This window comes from Brachybacterium sp. GPGPB12, assembly GCF_038396325.1.
In the GTDB taxonomy this organism is placed as follows: domain Bacteria; phylum Actinomycetota; class Actinomycetes; order Actinomycetales; family Dermabacteraceae; genus Brachybacterium; species Brachybacterium conglomeratum.
On sequence record NZ_CP149573.1, the window covers coordinates 1,495,135 to 1,518,340 of the forward strand.

General features: G+C 70.8%; 18 protein-coding genes and 11 pseudogenes. 13 read left to right on the forward strand and 16 right to left on the reverse strand.

Going from position 1 to position 23,206, the window contains the following annotated elements:
* Positions 1-82 precede the first annotated feature (82 nt).
* Positions 83-1,045, forward strand: coding sequence for a glycine betaine ABC transporter substrate-binding protein (locus WKH84_RS08505; protein WP_341856303.1), 963 nt, complete (start codon positions 83-85; stop codon positions 1,043-1,045).
* A gap of 350 nt (positions 1,046-1,395) precedes the next feature.
* Here the strand turns inward: WKH84_RS08505 and WKH84_RS08510 are convergent.
* A pseudogene (locus WKH84_RS08510) lies at positions 1,396-1,593 on the reverse strand (general stress protein); the annotation flags it as partial.
* Between the two features lie 446 nt (positions 1,594-2,039).
* Between WKH84_RS08510 and WKH84_RS08515 the strand changes: the two are divergent.
* On the forward strand, positions 2,040-2,510 hold the full coding sequence (locus WKH84_RS08515; RefSeq protein WP_341856304.1) for a MarR family winged helix-turn-helix transcriptional regulator: 471 nt from the start codon (positions 2,040-2,042) through the stop codon (positions 2,508-2,510).
* A 68-nt stretch (positions 2,511-2,578) separates the two neighbouring features.
* On the opposite strand, the gene WKH84_RS08520 is transcribed toward WKH84_RS08515, so the two are convergent.
* From WKH84_RS08520 to WKH84_RS08535, 4 genes and pseudogenes are all read right to left on the reverse strand, one after another.
* Complete coding sequence (locus tag WKH84_RS08520) at positions 2,579-3,631, reverse strand: Gfo/Idh/MocA family oxidoreductase (protein ID WP_341856305.1); 1,053 nt, start codon at positions 3,629-3,631, stop codon at positions 2,579-2,581.
* A gap of 60 nt (positions 3,632-3,691) precedes the next feature.
* A complete protein-coding gene (locus WKH84_RS08525; protein ID WP_341856306.1) occupies positions 3,692-3,889 on the reverse strand; it encodes a hypothetical protein in 198 nt (65 codons plus the stop codon).
* A 79-nt stretch (positions 3,890-3,968) separates the two neighbouring features.
* Positions 3,969-4,133: pseudogene (locus WKH84_RS08530) on the reverse strand (ROK family protein); the annotation flags it as partial.
* Between the two features lie 125 nt (positions 4,134-4,258).
* A pseudogene (locus tag WKH84_RS08535) lies at positions 4,259-4,408 on the reverse strand (ROK family protein); the annotation flags it as partial.
* 208 nt (positions 4,409-4,616) lie between these two features.
* Between WKH84_RS08535 and WKH84_RS08540 the strand changes: the two are divergent.
* The 6 genes and pseudogenes from WKH84_RS08540 (at position 4,617) to WKH84_RS08565 (ending at position 10,206) form a co-directional block, all read left to right on the forward strand.
* Positions 4,617-5,114: a hypothetical protein gene (locus WKH84_RS08540; protein WP_341856307.1), complete on the forward strand. Its 498-nt coding sequence runs from the start codon at positions 4,617-4,619 to the stop codon at positions 5,112-5,114.
* 105 nt (positions 5,115-5,219) lie between these two features.
* Positions 5,220-6,140 (forward strand): extracellular solute-binding protein, encoded by a 921-nt coding sequence (locus WKH84_RS08545; RefSeq protein ID WP_341856308.1) that lies wholly within the window; start codon positions 5,220-5,222, stop codon positions 6,138-6,140.
* A complete protein-coding gene (locus WKH84_RS08550) occupies positions 6,137-6,511 on the forward strand; it encodes a hypothetical protein (RefSeq protein ID WP_341856309.1) in 375 nt (124 codons plus the stop codon). Before WKH84_RS08545 ends, WKH84_RS08550 begins: the two co-directional genes overlap by 4 nt.
* Positions 6,512-6,542: 31 nt before the next feature.
* A pseudogene (locus WKH84_RS08555) lies at positions 6,543-7,495 on the forward strand (sugar ABC transporter permease).
* Positions 7,496-7,497: 2 nt separating this feature from the next.
* Positions 7,498-8,409 (forward strand): annotated as a pseudogene (locus tag WKH84_RS08560) (carbohydrate ABC transporter permease).
* 25 nt (positions 8,410-8,434) lie between these two features.
* Positions 8,435-10,206 (forward strand): annotated as a pseudogene (locus WKH84_RS08565) (glycoside hydrolase family 13 protein).
* A 417-nt stretch (positions 10,207-10,623) separates the two neighbouring features.
* Here WKH84_RS08565 and WKH84_RS08570 read toward each other — a convergent pair.
* Positions 10,624-11,850: pseudogene (locus WKH84_RS08570) on the reverse strand (HNH endonuclease); the annotation flags it as partial.
* Between the two features lie 526 nt (positions 11,851-12,376).
* Between WKH84_RS08570 and WKH84_RS08575 the strand changes: the two are divergent.
* Together WKH84_RS08575 and WKH84_RS08580 are read left to right on the forward strand one after the other, a co-directional pair.
* Entirely contained in the window at positions 12,377-12,706 is a 330-nt protein-coding gene (locus WKH84_RS08575) for a cupin domain-containing protein (protein WP_341856310.1), read from the forward strand.
* Between the two features lie 32 nt (positions 12,707-12,738).
* Positions 12,739-12,939, forward strand: a pseudogene (locus WKH84_RS08580) (VOC family protein); the annotation flags it as partial.
* A gap of 149 nt (positions 12,940-13,088) precedes the next feature.
* Here WKH84_RS08580 and WKH84_RS08585 read toward each other — a convergent pair.
* From WKH84_RS08585 to WKH84_RS08625, 9 genes and pseudogenes are all read right to left on the reverse strand, one after another.
* Positions 13,089-13,370 carry a hypothetical protein gene (locus WKH84_RS08585; RefSeq protein WP_341856311.1) on the reverse strand — a complete coding sequence of 94 codons (282 nt, stop codon included), beginning with the start codon at positions 13,368-13,370 and terminating at the stop codon, positions 13,089-13,091.
* Positions 13,371-13,461: 91 nt separating this feature from the next.
* Positions 13,462-13,614 (reverse strand): annotated as a pseudogene (locus WKH84_RS08590) (hypothetical protein); the annotation flags it as partial.
* A gap of 344 nt (positions 13,615-13,958) precedes the next feature.
* Positions 13,959-14,834, reverse strand: a pseudogene (locus WKH84_RS08595) (FGGY family carbohydrate kinase); the annotation flags it as partial.
* A 14-nt stretch (positions 14,835-14,848) separates the two neighbouring features.
* Positions 14,849-15,709, reverse strand: coding sequence for a thioesterase family protein (locus tag WKH84_RS08600; RefSeq protein ID WP_341856312.1), 861 nt, complete (start codon positions 15,707-15,709; stop codon positions 14,849-14,851).
* Positions 15,706-16,083, reverse strand: coding sequence for a hypothetical protein (locus WKH84_RS08605; protein ID WP_341856313.1), 378 nt, complete (start codon positions 16,081-16,083; stop codon positions 15,706-15,708). The genes WKH84_RS08600 and WKH84_RS08605 overlap by 4 nt, the downstream gene beginning before the upstream one ends.
* Positions 16,080-17,255 carry a hypothetical protein gene (locus WKH84_RS08610; RefSeq protein WP_341856314.1) on the reverse strand — a complete coding sequence of 392 codons (1,176 nt, stop codon included), beginning with the start codon at positions 17,253-17,255 and terminating at the stop codon, positions 16,080-16,082. Before WKH84_RS08610 ends, WKH84_RS08605 begins: the two co-directional genes overlap by 4 nt.
* Positions 17,256-17,410: 155 nt before the next feature.
* Positions 17,411-18,217: an SH3 domain-containing protein gene (locus tag WKH84_RS08615; RefSeq protein ID WP_341856315.1), complete on the reverse strand. Its 807-nt coding sequence runs from the start codon at positions 18,215-18,217 to the stop codon at positions 17,411-17,413.
* A 201-nt stretch (positions 18,218-18,418) separates the two neighbouring features.
* On the reverse strand, positions 18,419-18,640 hold the full coding sequence (locus WKH84_RS08620; protein WP_341856316.1) for a hypothetical protein: 222 nt from the start codon (positions 18,638-18,640) through the stop codon (positions 18,419-18,421).
* 79 nt (positions 18,641-18,719) lie between these two features.
* The gene (locus tag WKH84_RS08625; protein ID WP_341856317.1) at positions 18,720-19,337 is read right to left on the reverse strand and encodes an aminoglycoside phosphotransferase family protein; all 618 of its coding nucleotides are present in this window, start codon (positions 19,335-19,337) and stop codon (positions 18,720-18,722) included.
* Positions 19,338-19,443: 106 nt separating this feature from the next.
* On the opposite strand from WKH84_RS08625, the gene WKH84_RS08630 reads away from it, so the two are divergent.
* From WKH84_RS08630 to WKH84_RS08640, 3 genes are all read left to right on the forward strand, one after another.
* Positions 19,444-19,803: a hypothetical protein gene (locus tag WKH84_RS08630; RefSeq protein ID WP_341856318.1), complete on the forward strand. Its 360-nt coding sequence runs from the start codon at positions 19,444-19,446 to the stop codon at positions 19,801-19,803.
* Positions 19,804-20,419: 616 nt separating this feature from the next.
* Positions 20,420-21,928 carry an AAA family ATPase gene (locus tag WKH84_RS08635; protein WP_341856319.1) on the forward strand — a complete coding sequence of 503 codons (1,509 nt, stop codon included), beginning with the start codon at positions 20,420-20,422 and terminating at the stop codon, positions 21,926-21,928.
* Positions 21,929-22,384: 456 nt separating this feature from the next.
* Entirely contained in the window at positions 22,385-22,837 is a 453-nt protein-coding gene (locus WKH84_RS08640; protein WP_341856320.1) for a hypothetical protein, read from the forward strand.
* A 50-nt stretch (positions 22,838-22,887) separates the two neighbouring features.
* Here the strand turns inward: WKH84_RS08640 and WKH84_RS08645 are convergent.
* Positions 22,888-23,202: pseudogene (locus WKH84_RS08645) on the reverse strand (integrase core domain-containing protein); the annotation flags it as partial.
* Positions 23,203-23,206: the final 4 nt, after the last annotated feature.

Here is a 23,206-nt window from a genome sequence, read left to right on the forward strand (position 1 = left end):
GGGCCGTCCCCGGCGACGGGCCGCTTCCCCCACAGACCGATGATCACCACGATCCGATGATCACCACGAAAGGAACTCCCTCATGAGCACCCGACGACTCCCCCTCAGCCCCCGCGGCGCACGACGCCCCGCCGCCAACCCCCTCACCCGACGCTCCGCCCTGATCGGCGGTGCCGGCCTGATGGGCCTCGGCCTCGCCGCCTGCGGCGGTGACGGCGAGAGCGGCGGAGGCTCCGACGGCGGCTCGGGCGGCGGCGACACCATCACGCTGGGCTACATCCCCTCGTGGACCGACGGGCTGTCCCTCGCCTACCTGCTCGACAACCGCCTGACCGCCATGGGCTACACGGTCGAGCACGAGACCATCGCCGAGGCCGGCGTGCTCTACGCGGGTCTCGCCCAGGGCGATGTGGACATGTTCCCCTCGGCCTGGCCCGAGGTCACCCACGCCTCCTACATGGAGGAGTACGGCGACGACATCGAGGACCTGGTCGCCTACTACGAGGGCGCGGTCCTGAACCTGTCCGTGCCGCAGTACGTGGACATCACCTCGATCGACGAGCTCGCAGGCCAGGCCGACCGCTTCGGCGGCCGGATCGTCGGCATCGAGCCGGGCGCCGGGCTGACCAAGGCGACCCAGGAGAGCGTGATCCCGGGCTACGGCCTCGACGACTACGAGCTCGTCACCTCCTCCACCACCGCGATGATCACGGAGCTCGAGAACGCGATCGACGCCGAGGAGGACATCGTCGTCACGCTGTGGACCCCCTTCTGGGCGATGCCGGCCTACGACATGAAGGCGCTCGAGGATCCCGAGGGCGCCTTCGGCGAGCCGGAGGCGCCGCACCACCTGGGCCGCACCGGCTTCAAGGAGGACTTCCCCGACGCCGCCGAGTGGATCGCGGGCGCGACACTGACCGACGAGCAGTTCGGCTCGCTCGAGGACAAGGTCGTCAACGAGTTCGGCGAGGGCAAGGAGGCCGAGGCCGTGGAGGCCTGGCTCGAGGAGAACCCCGACGTCCTCCCGCCCGTCGAGGGCGAGTGACCCGGCGGCCCCGGCACCGCTGAGCGCCAGCACCGACGGGCACCGGAACCGATGAGAAGCGCCCCCGACACCGCATGGTGTCGGGGGCGCTCCTCGTCGTCGGGGCCGCCAGGGCGACTCAGCGTCCGGCCGCGAGGATCTGCGCGCGCGGCCGCGAGGCGGACGCTGGGCACCTCCACGCTGTAGCTCGTGGCCTGGGTGATCCGCTGCGAACGGAAGTTGCGCCGGTTGCCGGTGGCGGCGAAGCCGATCAGGCCGAAGATGACACCCCACACGGCGCCGAAGACGATGCCGCCCAGCACGGGGCCGACGAACGCGAGCGGGACGAAGATCGCCAGCAGCAGTCCCAGCATCAGACCTAACCAGGCACCGCCACCCGCACCGTACAGAGCAGCCTTGCCCCAGGTCATGCGGCCGGTCACGAGCTCGACGCTCTTGAGCCCGTGACCCACGATCCGCACCGCGGCGACGTCGTAGCCCTTGTCGGACAGGAGATCGACGGCCTCCTGGGCGCCCATGTAGTCGGGGTAGGTGGCGAGCGTGGCCATCGAGGGGTCCGTGGTGGGTTCGGGCGCGCTCGGCGGCGTGCGTCTGCGTCGCCTGCGCCGTCTGGGGGGCCTGCGCCGTCTGGGCGGCCTGCGTGGACTCGGTGGGCTGGGTGCTCTCGGGCGGCTTCTGGGCCATGCTGTCCTCCTCGTGGTGTCGGTGAACGATTCCGGGAGGCGAGCTCTCTGCCGGGTCCTGCTCGACCCGATCACTCGGCTCCGTCCGCGTCGTCCGCGTCGTTATACTTTGAGTGTACCAACCAACCTGTTGAGATCTCAAGAAAACCTGGGAGGGCATTGTGAGCACCGTCGTCCCGCCGTCGTCGACACCTGAACCCTCGCCGTCAGAGTCCGCACCGCCGGTGTCCGTGCACTCGGAGGTCGCGCCTTCTGCGCCCGCGCCGTCGGCACCCGTCATCCCGGGGGCCCCATCCCCCGCGCCCACGCCCGTGGACCGTACCGTCCTGGCCGCGCACATGGGCGCGGCGGTGCAGGCGATCGAGCGCTGGGCCCGGCGCACCCTCCATCGCGACAGCGGCACGTCCCTCTCCCGCAACGAGACGCATCTGCTCGCCCATCTCGCGACAGCGCCTCCGCAGCGGATGGGCGAGCTCGCGCAGTGGCAGGGTGTGGACCGCTCGACGATGAGCGTGCAGATCCGCTCGCTCGGCGAGCGGGAGCTCGTCGACCGCTCACCCGACCCCGCCGACCGCAGGGCCTCGACCGTCACGCTCAGCGCCGAGGGACGCGCGACGCTCGAGAAGTACCTGGGTCGCGCCTCGCAGATCCTCGAGCTGACCTTCTCCGGCTGGTCCGACCAGGACCTCGCCCGGTTCGACGGCTATCTCGCGCGCTTCGCGGCAGACCTCGGCCACGGACTCGCGGACGACCAGGCACCGTCGGGGCCGACCGGGGCGTGATCACCGCCGGGGGCGGCCAAGGCGCCAAGGACGCGCGCCTCCAGACCGCCCCGGCCCGCCCCGTGCACTCAGCCCTCGACCTCGACCTCCCGGCCCGCCGCGGCGGAGGCGTAGCAGGCGTCGATCACCCGGGCGCGGCGCGGCGCCAGGGAGCCGTCGTGGGCGGCGACGTCGCCGGAGCGGACCGCCTGCAGGAACTCGGCGATGGCGCCCGCGTGGCCCCGATCCTCGCCCACCTGCGGACTGAGCTCGGCGGGGATGCCCTTGACCTCGGTCCACACGGTGATGCGGTGGTCGCCGGGACCGCCGGCCCACTCGATCGTCGCCCCGCCGTCGGCGCCGTAGAGGGTGACGTAGCAGAGATCCTCGGGGATCCACTGCGCCCAGCTGGACTCCAGCGGCATCGTCGCCCCGCCGTCCAGGCGCAGGAAGGCGGTGGCGAGGTCCTCGACCTCGAAGGGGGCGCCGTCCTCGAGCTGGGAGACGCCGAAGCCGGAGCCGCCGCGGCCGCGGGGGCCGAACTCCGCGTGGGTCATGGCGGAGGCGGCGGTGACGGACGGTTCGCCGAGGAGGTGGAGGGTCATGTCGAGCATGTGGATGCCGATGTCCATCATCGCGCCGCCGCCGGCGCTCTCGGCCTTGGTGAACCAGGTGCCGAGCCCGGGGATGCCCTGGCGGCGGATCCAGCCGGTCTTGGCGTAGTAGATGTCCCCCAGCACGCCGGAGTCGATCACGGTCTTCAGCGCGGTGACGTCGCCGCGTCGGCGGTGGTTGAAGGACACCTCGAGCACGCGCCCGGCGCGACGGGCCGCCTCGACCATCGAGGCGGCGGCCTCGCCGGTCTGGGCCATCGGCTTCTCGGTGAGCACGTGCACGCCCGCCTCGAGCGCCGCGATCGTCATCTCGGCGTGGAGGAAGGTCGGGGTCGCGATCGAGACGACGTCGAGCTCCGCCTCGGCGAGCATCTCCCGCCAGTCCCGGTAGCGGCCGGGCACCTGGTGCTCCTCGCCGAACCTCTCGAGCAGGTGCTCCTCCATCGCGGAGAGGGCGACGAGGTCGACGGTCGGATCGGCGGCGTAGGCGGCGAGGTGTCGCTGGCCGGCCCAGCCCAGTCCGATCACGCCGGCGCGGAGTCGGCGTGCCCCCTCCTGCGGTCTCGCGGCCTGCGGTGCTTGCTGCGGTCATGACGTGCGGTTCCCTTCGGTCGGTGGTTGGGGGTCCTGGACGGGCTCCGTGGCCAGGAGGGCCAGCGGGTCCTCGTGCAGGCGGGTCAGGGCGAGCTCCAGCGCTCCGCGCACGACGACGTCGCGGCCGAGGGAGCTGGCGCGCAGGCTGCGGGAGGGGCGGGGTCCCGATCCGGGGCGGCGCCTCGCGCGCATGCTCGAGGACGGGGTCGATGGACTCGGCGATCGCGCCGGCGACGACGACGGTGTCCACGGCGAGCAGGCTCGAGAGGATCATGGCGATGCGGGCGAGGCGGTCGCCGATGCGCTCGAGCACGGCACGGGCGAGCTTGTCGCCGTCGCGGGCGGCGGCGAAGACGTCCTTCGCGCCGAGCTCGGCGCGGGCAGGGCCGAGAGCGCGGCGGAGGTCTCCCCGGCCTCGAGCGCCTCGAGCGCCCACCGCCGGGCGAGGGCGGCGACGCCGTCGGCCCCGCGAGGGTCGCCGAGCACGGTCTCGAGGAAGCGCATCTCGCCCGCGCCGCCGTCGGCGCCGCGCAGGAGCCGCCCGTCGATGACGAGCCCGGCGCCGAAGCGCTCGCCCATGAGCAGGGCGGCGAGGTGGTCCGCGTCGGCGCCGGAGAGGGCCAGGTGGGCGCGCTCGGCGAGCGCGGCGAGGTTCGCGTCGTTCTCGACGAGGACGGGGCCGTCGAGCGCGTCGACGAGGCCGGGGTTCATGGCGGGCCAGTAGCCGGCGTCGCCGCTCGGCGAGCGCCCCTCGGCATCGACCGGCGCGGGCACGCCCACGACGGTGAGCAGGCGGGGCGCTCCGGCCGTGCCCCGTCCGTCGGCCACGCCGGCCGCGGCGGGGGCGTCGACCGCGTCGGCCGCGTCGTGGGAACCCCCTGCGCCGGCCGCGTCGACCGGGCCTCGCGCGCCCGCCCGCGTGCTCACCCGGTCCAGCGGCGCGTGCGTGCGCCTCGAGGCGCCGTTCCGCCGCGGCGGCGCCGGCCTCGAGGTCGTCGCCGACGAGCGGAGCGTCCTCGAGCACGAGGCGCTCCGCGGCCAGCTCGCGGCCGCGCAGGTCCGCCGCACGGGCGGCGAGGGTGTGCTGGCCGGCGTCGACGGCGAGCAGGATCCCGGCCTGCGCGCGCAGGGAGAAGCGGCGGGCGGGGCGGCCTCGCGAGACGGCGCCGCCGCGCTCGGCGGGGGCCTCCTCGAGCCATCCGGCCTGCTCGAGCTCGGCGCACACGCCGAGCACGGTGGCGCGGGTGAGCCCGGTGGCGGCCATCGCGTCGGCCGCGGTGAAGGCCTCGGTCCCGAGGGCGTGCTGGAGGAGCGCCTGGCGGTTCGCCCGACGCATCAGCCGCGGCGAGCTGACCCCGCGGTCAGCGGACCGTACTCCTCCGACCTGGGACTCCTCCCCGGATCGCGGCGGTGTTGACATCTCCGGACCACCCCCTCCATACTTTCGATAGGCAGTAAATATAACCTCTAGCGTAACTACCGTCGCATCACTGCGGCGACTCCGCTCCCCTCCAAGGAGACGATGGTGTCATCCTCGATCAGCCGGCACGCGCGGCACTCGCCGACGCGGCCCTCGCGACGCGGCGTGCTCGCCGGCGCGGGCGCCGCCCTCGCCGCCTCGACCCTCTCCGCCTGCGGCGCCGGCGGCGGCGACTCACAGCTGACGCTCTACCAGTCCAAGCCCGAGGCCATCCCCTACTTCTCGCAGCTCGCCGGGGAGTTCTCGCAGGCGCAGAGCCGGTTCTCGGTCCAGCACGACATCGCCACGAACCTCTCGGCAAGCTTCGTGCGCAACAGCCCGCCGGACCTCGGTCGCCTGAACTACAACCTCGAGATGGGACGCTTCATGGAGCGCGGGGCGCTCTCGGACCTCTCCGACCTCCCCGAGGCGGGGCGGATCCGCGAGGACGTCGCCGAGCTCGCCGACTGGTATCCCACCTACGAGGGCCGCACCAGCGTGCTCCCCTACTCGGTCACCGCCGCCTCGGTGATCTACAACCGGCGGATCTTCGACGAGCACGGCCTGGAGGTCCCCACCACCTGGGACGAGCCGCTCGCGGTGTGCGAGACGCGCAGGCCGCGGACGTCACCCCGATCTACGCGACCTTCCTCGACGCGTGGACGGTGGCGCAGGGGCTGTTCGACTACACCGTCGGCGGGCTCGTGGACGTGCGGGAGTTCTACCGGCGGATGGACGAGATCGGCGAGGACGTCGGCCCCGACTCCGAGGTCTCCTTCCAGCGCACCCTGCTCGAGCCGATGCAGCGCCTCGGCGAGAGCGCTCGCGTTCGTGAACCCCGATGCCGCCAACCGCGGCTACGGCGACGGGAACACCGCGATCGCCCAGGGCAAGGGCGCGATGTACTTCCAGGGCCCCTGGGCGCTCGGCGAGATCGCGAAGGCCGGCACGGACGTCGAGCTGGGCACCTTCCCGCGCCGATGACCGACGACCCCGCCGACCTCAAGGTGCGCGTGAACATCGACCTGTCGCTGTGGGTGCCCGAGGCGGCCAGCGACCCCGAGGGCGCGCGCGAGCTCGCGCAGTTCCTGATGCGGCCCGAGGTGCAGGACCCCTACAACGCGGAGTTCCTCGCCTTCGGCACGAGGACCGACGCCCCGCCGGTCACCGACGACCGCATCGCCGAGATGCAGCGGTACTACGACGAGGGCCGCTTCTACATGGGCGCCTCGCAGTTCATCCCCCGCTCGATCCCGGCGGAGAACTACATCCAGTCGATCGCCGGCGGCGCCGATCCCGAGCCGGTCCTGGCCCGCATGGACGCCGACTGGGCCCGCCTGGCCTTCCGGGAGTGAGCGCATGATGACCCCACGACAAGGAGCACCGATGTCGACGACGACACCGACGCGCGAGGACGGGACCGCGGACGGCGCGGCCCCGGACGCCCCGGCGACCGGGCGCGCGTCCGTCCCGCGCCCCTCGCGGCGCCGCACCGACCCCCTCTACCACCTGTTCCTCCTGCCGGCGCTGGCGCTGTTCACCCTCGCGGTGACGCTCCCGGCCGTGCTCGGCTTCGCCTACAGCTTCACGAACTCGATCGGATTCGGGGACTGGGACGTCATCGGGCCGCGGAACTACATCGCGATGTTCCGCGACCAGGGGATCCTGGACTCCTACCTGTTCACCCTCGGGTTCGCGCTGGTCACCGTCGTGCTCGTGAACGCGCTGGCGTTCCTGCTGGCGCTCGGGCTGACCTCCCGGATCCGCTTCACCGCGGCGCGCGCACGATCTACGTGATCCCGATGGTGATCTCCGGGATCGTCATCGCGTTCGTGTTCCAGTACCTGTTCGCGAACACCGTGCCGATGCTCGGCGAGGCGCTCGGCTCCGAGGCGCTGTCGGTCTCGATCCTGGCGAACGAAGACTGGGCTTGGGTCGCGATCGTCATCGTGACGGCCTGGCAGTCCATCCCCGCGACGATGCTGATCTACATCGCCGGGCTCGTCACGATCCCGGCCGACGTCTACGAGGCGGCCTCGATCGACGGCGCGACGGGACGACAGAGCCTGTGGCACATCACACTGCCGCTGGTCTCCGGCTTCATCGTCATCAACACGATCCTCGGCTTCAAGAACTACCTCAACGCCTACGACATCATCGTCGGCCTCACCGACGGCGGGCCGGGCGTGGCCACCCGCTCGGTCGCGATGTCGATCTTCCGCGGCTTCGATGGCGGGGACTACGCCTACCAGATGGCCAACGCCATGGTGTTCTTCCTGATCTCGATCGCGCTCGCGGGCCTCCAGCTCCGCCTCACCCGTGGAAGGACGGTGCTCTGAGCATGTCGACCGCCGCACCCCTCGTTCCTGCCCCGTCCGCGAGCTCGAGCTCGACCTCCCCGACTCCGCGCCGCCGCCGACGCGGTCGGGTGGGCCGCGACCGCGTGAACGTCACGACGACCGCGCCGCTGGTCCTCGGCGCGCTCACGGTGCTGGTGCCGCTGTTCGTGACCGTGAACATGTCGCTGAAGACCACCGAGCAGGCGGTCGACGGCAATGCGTTCAGCCTCCCCTCGCCGCTGACGCTGTCGAGCTTCGCGGAGGCGTGGAGCCTGACGAACTTCCCGCGCGCCTTCGCGATCTCGCTGTTCATCACCGTGGTCGCGGTGGCCGGGGAGATCGTGATCTCCTCCCTCGCGGCGTACGCGATCGTGCGCAACTGGGACCGTCGGCTGTTCCGCTGGTCGTTCTTCTACCTGCTGGCGGCGATGTTCATCCCGTTCCCGGTGGTGGCGGCCGCCGCAGATCCAGCTCACCGGTCTGCTCGGGCTGGACAACCCCCTGGGCGTGGCGATCCTGCACATCGCCTTCGCGATGGCGTTCAACACGCCGCTGTTCACCGCGTTCCTGCGCACCATCCCGCTCGAGCTCGAGGAGTCGATGCGGATGGACGGCGCCGGCACCTGGCGGGTGTTCTGGCGTCTGATCCTGCCGCTGCTGGGACCGATGTGCGCGACGGTGGGGATCTTCGCCTTCATCCAGTCGTGGAACGACTTCATGATGCCCTCGCTGATCATCTCCGACCCGGCGCGCAGACCGTCCCGGTGCCGCAGAACATGTTCCAGACCCAGTTCAGCAACAACTACAACGTGGCCTTCGCGTCGTACCTGATGGCGATGGCGCCCGCGATCATCGTGTACCTGTTCGCACAGCGCTGGGTGATGTCGGGCCTCACCCAGGGCGCGATCAAGTGACCCAGCCCCTTCACCGTCCCACCCGATCGACCGGAGGTTCTCCCATCGTGACCGCTGCTCCCCAGTCCCTTCCCGCCGCGCGCAGGCCGACGCCGACTGGTGGCGTCAGGCCTCCGTCTACCAGATCTATCCTCGGTCCTTCGCGGACGGCAACGGCGACGGGATCGGCGACCTGCGCGGGATCATCTCCCGCGTGCCGTACCTGCAGAAGCTCGGCGTGGATGCGGTGTGGCTGAGCCCGTTCTACCCCTCGGCCCTGGCCGACGGCGGCTACGACGTGGACGACTACCGCGACGTGGATCCGCGGATCGGGACGCTCGAGGAGTTCGACGAGATGGTCGCGGCGGCGCACGGCGCCGGGATCCGTCTGATCGTGGACGTGGTCCCGAACCACTCCTCGGACCGTCACGAGTGGTTCCAGGAGGCGCTCGCCTCCCCGAAGGGCTCCAACGCCCGCGAGCGGTACATCTTCCGCGACGGGCGGGGAGAGAACGGCGAGGAGCCGCCGGCGGACTGGACCTCGATCTTCTCGGGCCCGGCGTGGACGCGGGTGCCGGACGGGCAGTGGTACCTGCACTCCTTCGCGACCGAGCGACCGGACTTCAACTGGAACCACCCGGAGGTGCACGAGGACTTCCTGCGCACCCTTGCGTTCTGGTCCGACCGCGGGGTGGACGGGTTCCGGATCGACGTCGCCCACGGCCTGGCGAAGGACCTGCCGGAGGTCTTTGCCCTCGAAGGCGGAGCTGAAGGAGATGCCGAAGGACGGCACGCACCCGCTGTGGGACCGGGACGACGTGCACGAGATCTATGCGGAGTGGCGCGAGCTGTTCGACCGCTACGATCCGCCGCGGATCGCGGTGGCCGAGGCGTGGGTGGAGACGGCGGAGCGTCGCGCGAAGTACGCGAGCCCGGAGGGCCTGGGGCAGGCGTTCAACTTCGACCTGATGGAGGCGGACTTCGACGCCGCACACTTCCGGGAGATCGTCACCGACAACCTGGCGCAGTCGGAGGTCACCGGCTCCTCCACCACCTGGGTGTTCTCGAACCATGACGGGGTGCGCCACGCGACCCGGTACGGTCGCCGCCGCGGGCCGGCCGGGACGTGAAGCAGGGCGCGGAGTGGGTGCTCGCAGGCGGTCCCGAGGACGGCATCGACCGTGCGCTGGGGCTGCGCCGGGCACGGGCGGCGACGCTGTTCGAGCTGGCGCCGCCGGGCGCGCGCGTACCTGTACCAGGGCGAGGAGCTGGGCCTGCACGAGGTCGCCGAGATCCCCGACGAGCAGCGGCAGGACCCCGCTTTCTGGCGCACCACCGCCGAGGACCGCGGCTTCGACGGTCTGGGCCGGGACGGTCGCCGGGTGCCGATGCCGTGGACCCGCACCGGCTCGTCCCTCGGCTTCGGCACGGGCGGCGCGCACCTCCCCCAGCCGGCATGGTTCGCCGACTTCTCGGTGGAGGCCGAGGACGGTGTGCGCGGCTCGACGCTCGAGATGTACCGGGCCGCGCTCCGACTGCGCCGCGAACTGCAGTCCGAGGAGTCGCTGACCTGGGACGAGACTCTCTCGACCGGGGAGGTGCTGGCCTTCGATCGCCCGGGCGGCTGGCTGTCGGTGACGAACTTCGGCGAGGCGCCGGTCGCGGCCGCCGGAGGGCGAGGTGCTGATCGCCTCGAGCCCGCTCGAGGGCGGCGAGGACGACGAGATCCTCTTCGCCGGGCGCGACGACCGCCTGGTCGCGGCGCGCGCCGCGCTGAGCCCGGCGAACACTCGCGGCGAGGCGCGATCCCGTGGATGACCTCCCGGATCGCCCCTCGTCGTGACGGATCCTGCCGGGCGCAGGTGCTTGCGGACCCTTCTGACCAGAGGGCCCCGCTGACCGCACGAGGCGGGTCGGGATCGTGCGGGTGAGCACCTGAGCGCTCGTCGGGCGGGTCATGGTGCAGGGCTCCGAATCGGTGGTCCCGCGGATCTCGAACCCTTCCAAGTCGGCGGCCCCGCTGGTCTCGAGCCGCTCGCCGTTGGAATCTCCTACGGCTTCCGTCGTCTCCGGTGCCACCGAGTCGTCGGGCATCACCACGAAGGCGGTCGGCCCGAGGCGCTGGGCCCGTCGGACGACGCTCGCCCCGCTCTGGCCCGTCCACTCCACCTGGTGGCCGTCGACGGCCTGATCGCCTCGGCGCTCGACGGTCGCATAGGCGTCCTCCTTGCCGAGGTTGTCGTGCCCGCACAGCCCCTGGCCGTTGTCGATGCTGGTCGCACCGCCGCGGCTGTGCGGGGTGATGTGGTCGTACTGGCGCACGTGGGCGTCGCAGTACGGGGCGCGGCGGCGGCCGTCTCGCAGATGCAGGAAGCGTTTCAGGGCTCGCGGGAACTCGCGGGCTCTCGACTCGACGGCGACGATCTCCCCGCGCGTAGGGTGCTGGAACAGCTTTCGCAGCACAGCCCTGATCGACGGCCCGTCAGGACCGTAGCGGTCGCAGGCCGGGTCCTCCGGCGGGGCGAGGGTCGCGCGCGGCTCGGCGCGCAGGGCTTCGGCGGGCACCGGGCCGTATCCCTCGATGTATGCCGCGTCGCCGTGCTCGGGAGAGAGCAGGGCCCGGTCGGTGATGATCACGCCGACGTCGAGGGTCTCGAGCTCGAGTCCGCTGTCCCTGCCGAGCAGGGTCCCGACCAGCGCATCGGCCATGAGCGCGCCGTGGCCTTCTCGGTCGCCCTCGGACCTGCGTCGCTCGGCTTCGAGGGAGAGCCGCTTGTGGACGCGCTTCGCGTCGAGGGCGGGAAGGTGGGCGCTGAGGGTCGCCATGCCGTGCTCGCCCGGGGTGAGGGTGACGTGGCGGGAGCGGCGGGCGATCCGGTGACGGTGCGCGGCTCCGTCAGGGTCGAGCTCGCCGACGGCGGCTCCGACGGCTCCTCGCCAGGCCTTGACGCCGGCGCCCTCCATCTCGGGCAGGCGCTCGTGGAGCACCTGGTCCACGTCGCGGCGCCGCTGGTCGGTCAGCGGGGCGGAGGTGGTGGCCGTGGCATACGCGACGGCAGGTGTGATCGCACCGCGGCCGAGAGCGGAGAGCATGCGCGGCATGGAGCCGACGAGTCGGCGGGCGGCGGCCAGGCTCGAGCTCGCGGTGGCGGGCGAGCGGTGGGTCGCAAGGGTGATGTCGGCCGAGGCTCGTCGATCGGACTGGCGGATGAGTCGCTCGAGCGGCGGGAGGAAGTCGTCCTCGTGGGCGACGTCGTCCCGTGCCGCGTCGATCCGGTCGCGGAGGTGCGCCTCGGCGAAGGCGACGAGGGTGCGGGCCTCGAGCGCCGCGAGGGAGCTGAGCGCGCCGTGGATCATGTCCAGCAGGTTCTTGATCTCCTGCCGCGGCCGAGCGCCGACCTCGAACATCTCCTGCGGATCGATCGCGACGGAGGTGAGCAGGTGGTCGACGTCCCCGAGCATCTCTGCGAGCGCGGACGGACCGCCCGCATGCAGAGCGGCGAGCACCTGCTCCGGAGCGTGCTCGCTCCGGGGCGGGTCGCGGGGGCGTCGTCGCTGTCATGGCCTCATCCTCCCTCGCACCCCTGACAGATGAAAGCCTCGACGGAAATTGTGGACAGCGTCGAAGCACGATTCTCCCGACACCGGGAGAAGACCCCGCGACACGTCGACTCCGACACACCTAAAACGCCTATGAACTGCACGCTTGAGTGCGCATCGCGTCCACTGGCACCCCGCCTCCCGCACCGACCACTCCTCCACATCACCGCGAATCAGCAATTCCCTCCAGAATTCCCTGTGGAGGAACGATCCGTTTCCTGGACCGCCCGTCCGTCCACACCCTTGCCCCTGCGCACTCGTCCGGTATCTCATGGGGACCACCGCTCGCCGAGGAGGCATCGATGCAGAAGCTCCCCGTTCCCCAGTCCGCCCAGGCGCCGGCCGACGCCTTCACCGGCTCCGTGCTCCACGAGGCGCGCGCGGACCGATGGAGGGGTCCCTCCTCGCGATGGCCCACGTCCACGTCGCGCCCGGCGCCCGCACCCACTGGCACACCCACCCGCGCGGCCAGACCCTGTACGGCACCGCAGGTGTGGGCCTGGTGGTGACGCGGGCGGGGGATGTGCAGACTCTCGAGACCGGTCGCACCGTCTGGATCCCGCCGCTCGAGGAGCACTGGCACGGCGCGATGGCCGGGACGCGGATGGCGCACATCGCCGCGCAGGAGGCTGACGAGGACGGCGAGACGGTCACCTGGCTCGAACCGGTCACCGACGAGGAGTTCGCCCTAGCGAACGAGGCCGCGCAGGCGGGCTGAGCGGCACCGCGCTCGATTCCGCTTCGGCTCACGCCAAGAATCGCGTCCACCTCGATGTGCGAGCCGCGCCCGGTCTCGAGGGCGAGGCGAGGATGGCGGCGCTCGAGGCGGAGTGCTAGCGACTCCTCCGGCTCGGTGCGACGCGAAAACGGCGCCACGAGCCCGAACCGCCGATGAGCGGCGGCTTCATCGCGATGACCGACCCGGAGGGCAACGAGTTCTGCCTCGACTGACGCGAGCTCGCCTGTCGCGGATGGTTCCGCTCCTCCTGCACTCCGGCGCGTCTACGCCGACTTCCCCTCTCCCGCGCTCCCCTCGTCGGTCGCGGCGACGTTGCACCCGCGTGCCGGCGCCTCCTCCGCCTCCGCTTGCCCGCCTCGTCTCAGCGGAGCCGCCGCACCCGCGCGGCCGCGTCGTACAGGGCCCGGTGAGCAGGCCGCGCGCGCGATGCCGCGGCGCGGCCGACGGGTCGGGGTCGATCGTCGCCGCCTCCTGTCGGGCGCCGAGCGTGACCAGGGCGTGGTCCAGGCCGAGCGCCTCCGCGGCGACGAGGGCGGCGACCGAGCAGTGCGGCGTCGGTCCCGTCGACGGTGCGCACGGGTCGGCCGGTGACGTCGGCGAGGATCCGCGACCAGGGGGCGGAGGCGGCGCCGCCCCCGGTCACCGGCGCGCGGACGCGGAGAGGTGTCGCCCCCGGACTCGAGCCCGTGGGCGAGTCCGTGCGCGACGCCTTCGAGGATCGCCGCGTACAGATCGATGCCCCGGGTCTCCGCGTCGATCCCCATCACGGCGCCGCGCAGGTTCCCGTCCCGGACAGGGAACCGCTCCCCCACGATCGAGGGCAGGGCGAGCGGCCCGCTCGGACCGCGGCCGCGCTCCTGCTCCCGCGCCTCGAGCGGCTGATCGGCCCGTGCCGGGTCCGCGCCGTCGAGGACAGCCTGCCGGGCCCAGTCCGCGGCGGCGCCGGCGGAGAGCGCGCGGAGATCCGCAGGATCGGGGGCTCGGCGGTCGCCGACGACGTTCCGAGAGCGAGGTGGTGCGAGACGCCGGCGGGTTCATCACCGGTCGCCCCCTCGCCGGCCGACGCCACGCCGTCGGGCTCGTCCCCGTCGGGCTCCCCGCCGGCGTCCTGTGCCCCCGTCGGCGACGTCCCGGTCCCGGGCAGGACCGAGGCGAGCCAGCCGCTGGTGCCGAGGTAGACGTAGGCGTCGCCCGGCGCGAGGCCGACGATCCCGCTGGTCGTGGCGCCCGCATCTCCCGGGGCGAGCACGACGGGCGCCCGTCCGGCACGCCCAGCGGCCGCCGTCGCCCCCGCGCCGGCGTGTCCCACGACCTGACCTGCCGCACCGGTCAGCGCGGGCAGCAGAGCCGGATCGAGCCCGGCGGCGCGGGCGACAGCGGGCGACCAGTCGCGGGTGCGGGCCTCGAGCAGTCCCGTCGTCGCGGCGGTCGTCGGATCGCACCAGAGCCCGAGCCCCATCCGCGCCACGAGATATCCGGGCGGGCCGAACACGACGCCCTGCAGGTCCGCAAGCTGTTCCGGGGCCGTGCGGAGCAGGCGCAGATGCATCGCGGCGCGGCTGGTCGCGTCCTGCAGGTTGCCGGTCAGCGTGTCCCAGGAGACGCCGTCCGCGGCGAGCGCGGCGCGCGGCTCCGCCGCCTCGGCGCCCGCGCGGGAGTCGGAGTAGAGGATCGCGAGGCGCGCGACCCCCGAGCGCGGGACGGCGACGAGGTCCTGCATCTGCCCGGTGAGCACGAGCGCCGCCACCTCGCCGTCGGGCGCCGTGTCCGGCACGGGCGCCGGCGCCGCGCCATCAACCGACGCCTTCGCGGCGGGCGCCGCCTCGAGCAGCTCGAGGATCACCGCGCGGGCGGCGCGCTCCCAGTCGCGGGGGTCCTGCTCGGCGGTCCCGTCGGCCGCGTGGCGGGTGGGGTACGGGGCCTCCGCCCGGCGGTGGACGGTGCCGTCCAGTTCCAGGAGCGCGGCCTTCGCGGCGGAGGTCCCCAGGTCGAGGCAGAGCAGGTGCGGCATGGCAGTCAGGGTATGCGGGAGCGGGCGTCGGCCCGGAGCAGCGGTCGAGCCGCAGGAGCGGCGCACTCGCGTCGATGATCCCGCAGAACCTGCCATCGGCAGGTGACTCGTCAGGCCTGGCGAGGGATGGGGCGGACGGTGAGCGTCTGTCGCACCGAGCCGAGCGGTCCCTCCTGGTCGTGCAGGACCGAGCTGGTCAGGCCCTGTCCGGTGGGGCCGAAGGAGACGGTGGTGTCCAGGCCCAGCCAGCGGCCCGTCGGCCGGCGCATCAGGTGGATGGTGAGGTCGAGGTTCGGGAACATCCATTCGCGCGGCTTCTCGCGCACCGCGATGCCGTTGGAGGCGTCGACCGGGATGAGGAAGGTGGCGAGCTCGCCGGCCTCCTCACCGTCGATCAGGGGATGCTCGGCCCGCGACCCAGCGCGGCCGCGTCCGGGCCGCTTCGGCTCGGCGTCGCGCAGGCTGATGCTGTGGATGAAACCGCCGGTCCAGTCCTCGGACATGCTCCGCTCGGGCGACCCCTCGGGGCCGGGCAGCAGCGGCGGCTCGGTCCCGGCGACCTCGGCGGTCTCCTGCGCGGACATCACCCAGTCGCGGGCACGGAGCGTCTCGCGCCCGGCGATCACGGCGGTGGTCTCGAGCGGCTCGATGGTGCGGCCGGGGCGGAGCATGCGGGTGGACGGCTCGATCGGCCCGCGGCGGAGCTGGCCGAGGATGTCGATGGAGATCCGTCCGAGCACCTTGTCGGGGTCGGCGTGCTGGGCCCGCCAGCGCTCGAGATGCTCCACCAGCAGAGCGCCGACGGGGCTGATGTGCGGCTCGTCGTCGCTCCACGCGCCGCCCGCGTGCTCGCTGGGCAGGTAGGTGTCGGGGCCGACGGGGACGAAGTACGCCTCGGAGCCGGCGGCGCGGTCCTCGCCGATCGCCTCCGGGCCGGCCCCGCCCTGCTGTCCCTGGCCCTGGCCTGTCATCCCTGGTTCCTCCCGTCCCCGGTGCGGGGCTCTGCGCTCGACGTCGTCCACGACCGTCCATCTTCCCCGACGGGCGCGGCCGGGGCGGCCGATCCGGTGCGACGCGCCCGCGCCGAGCGACGGAACCAGTTCACGAGCGGACCGGGCACGAAGCGGTCCACGAAGGGAGCGCCGAAGCGCGCGATCACCTCGACGGCGAGGCCGAGGAAGAACGCGACCACCGGCATCCAGGCGGCCAGCGACATCGAGACGCCCATCGCGCCGAGAAAGCCCATCTCGGCGTCCATCCGCACGTGCACGAGGGCCAGAAGCACCAGCGAGCAGAAGGTGTAGGCGAGCGGCGGCGCCGCCCAGGAGGTGACCTGCGCGATCACGTTCCCGGCCGGGATCTCCCGGTCCCGGTGCCACAGCAGGCGCGATCAGCAGCGGCACGAGCAGGGCGATCAGCACCATCGGCGACCACACGTACCAGGGCAGGTCGACGAACCACAGGTTCTGCGTGCCGCTCTGCGGCGTGATGCCGCTCCCCAGCCCGAGGTCGCCCACGTCTCCCCGGGCGGAGGCGCGCACCGGCACGACCAGCATCCCGAGACCGGGCAGGAGCGCGAGGGCGGTCGGTCCCCACAGCGGCGGCGCCAGCGCCGCGCCGAGCACGGAGCGTCCCTCCCCGTCGACGATCTGCACGATCGCTCCAGCCGCGACGGCGAGGAGGCCGACGGGGACGGCGAAGGCGAGGGCGTGGACGAGCACGAGGCGGGGTGCGGCGGCGAGGTCGGCGACCAGCGGCCACCAGGCGGGCTTGCGCATCCCCGCGAGATGGCCGAGCAGGAGCGGCGAGCGTGATCAGCGCCCAGGTGCCGAAGAACATGTCGGCCCCGGCGGCGTGCATCGAGAGGGACAGGCCGTTCGCGGGGTCCTCGATCGAGAACGCGGTCAGGCGCGTGACCAGCAGCGCGACCAGGGCGACGCCGAGGCCGGAGAGGCCGGACCACAGAGCCGCGCCGAGCGGCCCGTTGGAGCTCCATCGCCGCTGGGCGGTGCGCGCGGCGAGGAAGGCGAAGACGGTCATCGCCGCGGTGATCAGCAGCGGCAGGCCGCGCCAGCTCAGGGAGAGGCTCCCCAGGAAGCCCATCTGCGGCTCGGCGTCGTAGGAGCCGAAGCTCGCGAGGGCGACCAGCTGGAACGGGATCCCGAGCAGGCCGATGATCCCCGCGAATCCGGTGTCGTCGGTCGCCGGGGCGCCCACGACGCCGGTCGGGTCCGTGCTCGCGCCGGTGTCGGCGGTGAGCACGGCGAGGACCGCCGAGACGATCACGACCAGCGCCGCGACGAGGGCGACGAGATAGGCGAGCGCACCGGTGACGAGGGTGGGCACCGGGGTGCCGATCCCGACCTTCCGCAGCGGCGCCGTCGAGGGCCCCGGGCCCGCCGTCGGCCCCTGCCCCGCCCACGGGGCCGGACCGGCCGACGGGGCAGAACCGGTCGACGGGGCGGGGCCGGGTGACGGGGCGGGAGCGGGCGGCGGTGCGGCTCCGGGCGTGGTCATGCCGTAGCCGTACGCTCCCCCGTCCTGCCCCGCGCCTCCCTGTTCGTGGCCGGTCCCCTTCCCCTGGCCGTCGGCGGGCTGGTTCGGCCGCGACATGCGTGCCCCTCTCACGTGCGTGGTGCGTGCGAGTGTCGCTGCACTCCCCGCTCGCGAGCCTAGCCGGAGGGGTAGGGCTCAGAAGCCGTTGTACCGGTAGGCGTTCTGGTTCCAGAAGTCGGTGCCCCAGGTGTGGGTGCGCGCGACGCCGCCGACGCCGCCGGCCTGCTCGATGACGGTGAAGGAGGTCTTGGAGTCGTCGGTCCAGCCGGTGAAGATGACGACGTGACCGGCGCGCCGCCGGAGCCCGGGCCGAGATTGCCGATGATGTCGCCCGGTCGCAGGTCCTCCTTCGGGATCTCGGTGAAGTGCTCGGTGAGCGTCACCGTGGAGTAGCTGGTGTCCAGGCCGTAGGCCATGGAGACGAAGCCGGAGCAGTCGGTGCGGTACTGGCGGCCGTCGGGCCCGTTCGTGTACACCTCCATGGAGTAGGGCACGTTGCGGTCCACCCAGGTCTGGCCGCGGTCGAGCACCTCCTGGCGGTCTGCGGACAGGCCCGGATCCTCGGGAGCGGGGTCCTCGCCGCCGCACTCGCCGAGACCGGCGGCGTCGGGCACGGTCACGTAGGCGCGGGAGACAAAGCCGTCCACGCCGTCGTAGCTGACCTTCGCCCAGTACTCGCTGGCGTAGGTGCCCTGGACGGCCTCCCCCGCGGTCTGGCACTCGAGGTCGAGGGCGGTGCCGGCGGGGATCGTGCCGAGCGCGTCGGAGCCGGTGCTGGTGCCGGAGCGGATGGTGAGCTGGTCGGTGGTGGTGCCGGGCGCGGCGGCCTGTGCGGGCCGCGCGATCATGGCCAGTCCCGCGACGGCGAGCGCCGAGGCGGCGGCTCCGCCGGCGAGGCGGCGGGCAGTGGTGCGGAGGATCATCGGTCTCGTCCCCTTCGAGGATCTCGGGTTCGTCGGACAGCCGCCGGAGCCGGATCCTTCCCCCTGCGCCGGCCCCTCGAACCTAGGCACGACGCGACGCGGATCACAACCCGTCGCGCATGGGGAGAAGTGCCCATCGACGTCAGCGGCCGACCGGCCTACGGTCGCGCGCGCCCGCGTCGCGCGCGCCGCCCACGTGCCCTACTTGACGGTGAGCTCGATCAGGCGTCGCAGCCGCTCGATGTCGTCGGTGCGGCCGGCGTGCTGGGCCTCCCAGAACCAGGAGGCGACGGCGCGGGCGAAGGAGATCTCCTCGGCCCGGTCCGCATCCGCGCCCGCCGCCTCGCAGAACGCCTCGACCACGCCGCGGAGCGCCTCGCGCGGCCGCGGCTCCTCCAGGACGGACGCGAGCACGCCGCGCACGACGGTGTGGGCCTCGTTCTCGACCGGCCCGCTGAGCGCGCCGGGTCGATGGCGACCCAGCCGCCGTCGCCGCGGCACATCACGTTCTCGAAGCTGAGATCGCCGTGGGTGAGGGTACGGGAGGCGTCGTCGGCGAGGTCGTCGATGATCTCGGCGGCCCGCTCCCCGCCCCGGCCGGGATCGGCAGGCCGTCGGCGACCGCGCGGGCGTGCTGGGCCTGGAACGCCTCGGCCCAGGCGCGGGAGGTCGCCGCGAGGTGAGGGGCGTCCGGCGGGGCGGGCACCTCGGCGATCCGGGCCGCGACCTCGCCCGCGATCCGGGCGGCGGAGAGCGGTGCGGGGTGCTCCATCAGGGACGGGCCGGGCACTCGCTCGAGCAGCAGCGCACGCTCCTCGCGGTCCTCGCGCAGCAGGTCGACGACGCCGTGGCCGGCGAGCGCCGTGAGCGCGGAGATCTCGAGTGCGGGGTCCGCGAGCGGGGAGACGAGCTTCAGCGCGGCCGGTGCTCCGTCGGCCGTGCGCACGGGGAGCACAATGCTGGTGCCCCCGCACCAGAGGTCCCCGTCGGCCGTGAGGTCCCAGCGCTCCAGCACGCGGGCGGCCTGCTCCGGGGCGGCGTCCAGCCAGGGCGCCGTCGAGCGGTCCTGGTGGAGGAGACGCCGCCGGAAGGCGCCGGGGAGCTGGAGAAATCGGGCCATCTCGACATCATCGCAGGCTCCGTGCGGGTGGGGCGTCGCGACGGCTCGAACCGGCCTGCGAGACTTGTGCGGTGATGCCCTTCCTCTGCCGCTCGCCGTCGCCGCGGTGTCGCTCGCCCTGGTGATCAGCGTGTACGTCATCTGGCGCAGGCTGGGTCGCAGCGCGATGGCCCGTCGATGGATGGGCGACGAGATGTTCCCGCGCACCTCGCAGGAACGGATGACGGTGCTGGGATGGCCTGCTCTCGCCGCCCTCTGCCTGTGCTTCGCCCTGGCGGCGCTCCCCGTCGCCGACGGGACGCTCCGCCTCCCGGCGGCGCCGCTCTCGATCCCGTTCTTCCTCGCACTGCTGGTCACGCAGATCTCGGCGATCCCGCCGCCGGAGGCGTGGTACCCGGGCTGGGCGCGGGAGCTGAGGCGCCGGCGACGGGAGGCTCGCGCGAAGGCGGGGCTCCGCCGGGTCTGACGGCGTTCGCACACCACGTCAATGTCGCGGCCTGACCTGGGGTCGGCCTGGAGGGGATCGAACCCTCGACCCGCGAATTAAGAGTCCGCCAAAGCATGGCTGGCACAGTATGTTCTAGCAGGCCATGACACACAACCGGCTGGGTCGAGGTGAACCGACGCAGTCCGTTGCTGTCAGCCTTGCTGTCCCCAGCGCCTTAGCGCCAATCGGAGCGACAACCCTGCGGGTGCACCGACACCGTGCGTACTAGACAGTTAGCTTCGCGAAGCACCCGAGCCTCAACCCAAGACCATCGCGTTCCAGGACAAGAGTTCGAAGCGCTTCCCTGCTCCAGTCCTCGCAAGCTCCAACCCGGCCGAGCACGACAAGCTCGAGACCCCTCACCCCACCGGTTCGCGGGACGAGGCGCCGAATGTGCGACCGCGTAGATAGACTCGCCCTATGAGACTTACTGGGGTACGAGTCAAGAACTTTCGAACAGCGGGACCCAGGGAGCAAGAACTCGATTTGAGTGACACCCTCACAATCATTGGCCCAAACAATAGTGGCAAGACAAATCTTTTGCAGGCCATACAAATGCTCTTCACTGGCCACGAGAATATCTACAATTACACCGTTGCCGAAGACTCCCCGCACGGCAAGGGTGCTCGAACAAGCATCGTTGGATACTTCGATGGGGACGACGAAGGGGTGGATTCGGATTTCTATCGCGACCTTGATCGCCTATACGCAATGTACAACCTTCAGCGCTCCGGCAAAGACGGTCGCTCTTTACCTTACATTCTCGGGATCAGGAAACCCGGCTTACACCTTCTTCCCAAACCAAAAGCGCCCGGGCGACAGCGGCAATCAGGCCACAATTAGTCGAGTGCAGAAACAGACGGTAGTCGGCCTTCTTGGCGAATTCGCCTGCCACTTCATCCCTTCGGAAAAAAGCATGAAAGAGCTGGTGGATGAGATTCTTGCCCCCTTTATTCGATCAGTCGTGGTTGATGTCCTTTCTCCCCATATCGCCGAGATTCAGCGAGAGCTAGACGGAATTTCGTCTAATATCGATCAGGCTTTGACTGATAGCGGAGTCGATGGCCTTTCCGCATCGTTCGGGTTTCAGGGAGGCTCGATCGAGAGTATGCTCAGTGGATTTGACTTCTACCTCAGTGATCCATATCGGACTCAACTTTCCAGAAAAGGCCAAGGAACTCAAAGCTTGGCCTTCATGGTCGCCCTACATTGGGTAACTGAACGCGAATTCGCACAGGACAAGAACTCAATCTGGCTTATCGAAGAGCCCGAATCATTCCTACATCCGGAGCTTTCTCATAGCGCTACAAGACTTCTGGAAAAGCTGGGCACAGACGCCACGGTCGTTATGAGTAGCCACTCAATGGCGTTCGTCCCACACGACCCCAAACGTGTGGTAAGCACACAGCTGGACCCGGAAGGCTACACCGAGATCTCCACGTTCGCGTCGCACGAAAAAGCGACGGTTGCACTCCGGAAGGGGCTCGGACTAAGATTTGCTGACTACTTCTCTCTCGGCACTTCCACCGTGCTCACTGAAGGCCAGTCGGACTCCCAGCACCTGCGCTGGTTCCTCATGATTTCCGCGGACTGGACCGATTGTGAATGGCCCGAACTCCGCGCGCCGACGATCAGCGATAGGGGTGGTGCATCTGAGCTTGCGGGGTTCTTGCGATCGAACTATGAAATCCTGCGCAAGGAGCGACCGACCGTCAGCCTGTTCGATGGCGACGATGCGGGAATGAAGGCCGTAAGCGGGCTGAGTTCATACTTCAACAATATGAGCATTCCGTTCAACGCCAACCGGGAGTATGTTTACGGGCGAGCAGGATTCGCTATTGAGGGATTGTTTCCAGACTTGTGGATATCCGACCTGCGAGACGATCACCCTAATCGGTTTACTGAGTATCAGGAAGACTCATCCGGAGTTTTGATGCGATTCCGGCTAAAGGATAGCGCGAAGTCTTCTGTAGCCAACGCACTAAAGGGTCGTGCCGAGAGCGAAAACCCAACGGATCGCAAATGGGCTACCCACTGGCTGAGCACTTGCCGGGCCTTGGATTCTGCCCTCAAGCATCAAGCCGAGCTCATCGCATTGCTTTGAGCATCAGTGGATCCTGCTAGTAGGGGCAACCCGGGATCTCACGAAGATTGGTCGCCCCTTCGGGTGACATCTCGTGGCCTGAGGCCCGGAGCGAAGCGAGGACACGAAGGCCACAAGGCGGCGAAGTCGCCGCTTGAAGAAATAGGGAAAGTTCTCACGCCCGCAGTCACGTTCACAGCAAGCGACTCGATGGCTCATGGGTTCGGAAGGCGGAGCAACTGACGAGATCATGGCGAGATGTCCGGAGCGATGCTCAAGTGCGGAGCGCTTCAGTTACGTCGGTGACGAAACAGAAGCATGGACTTAGGCAGTTGGTGCGACCGCACGTAAGTGGGGTCCGTGGGCGGCGGAATTAGCAAGCATGTCCATGCCAACATCGACCGACCCCGTCGCGTGCGCTCCTATCTCCCTCCGCCAGAGCGTCAGGAGCAGGAGCGGCCAGGCTCCGGGGTGTCGGTGACCACTGACGGCACCGACACAGGCGAGCTACAGAGGTTGCCGAAGCGGTTCGAACCGCCGCGCGACCTCCGTAGCGGGAAGGTCACCCTTCCCCGGTCGCTATCGAAGTCGTCCGTCGGCGGGTTCGAACCCGATCTTCTCGCTGTTTTCGAGTGCTGGAGCCGTGCTCCGTTCGGTATCAATCAGAGACTCGAGGAGCGCCTGGGTCTCGGGGTCTACGGAGTAGAGGACGACGCTGTTCATAGCGCGGGGGAGGAGGACGCGGTACTGATTGCGGATGCGTTCGGTCGCGTGACCGTCCATGCGAGCAAGGGCGTCGTTGTCAGAAGCGCCAATGTCGACTGCCATCTGGCCGTTGCGAGCGATGAAGTCGCGGCCGAAGAGGACTCCGACGTGGGGGAACTCGAAACCTTGGGCGGAGAAGATCGAGCCCATCTGCTCGGCGCCTAGAGGGTTGTTTGCCCATCCGTCGGAGTTGAATCGGCCCGGGTTCTCTGTCGCTACTTTGTGGGCGCGGGCTCTCGGGTGAGGGCCTCGTAGCGGAGCGTCTCGGACTCTACCGGGGTCAGCACCCCTAGGGAGCCGTGGAGGCGCCGGTTGTTGTACCAGTCGACCCAACCGGCAGTCGCGAACTCGACGCCTGAGAGCGTCCGGAACGGGCCGTGGTGGAAGACGGTGGTGCGGATGCACTCGGTCTTGAATAGCCCATTGATCGTCTCCATGAGCGTGTTATCGAACGCATCGCCGACGGTCCCGATCGAGGTAGCGATGCCCTCGAGGTCGAGTTGCTCGGTGTACCGGATCGACGTGTACTGGGTG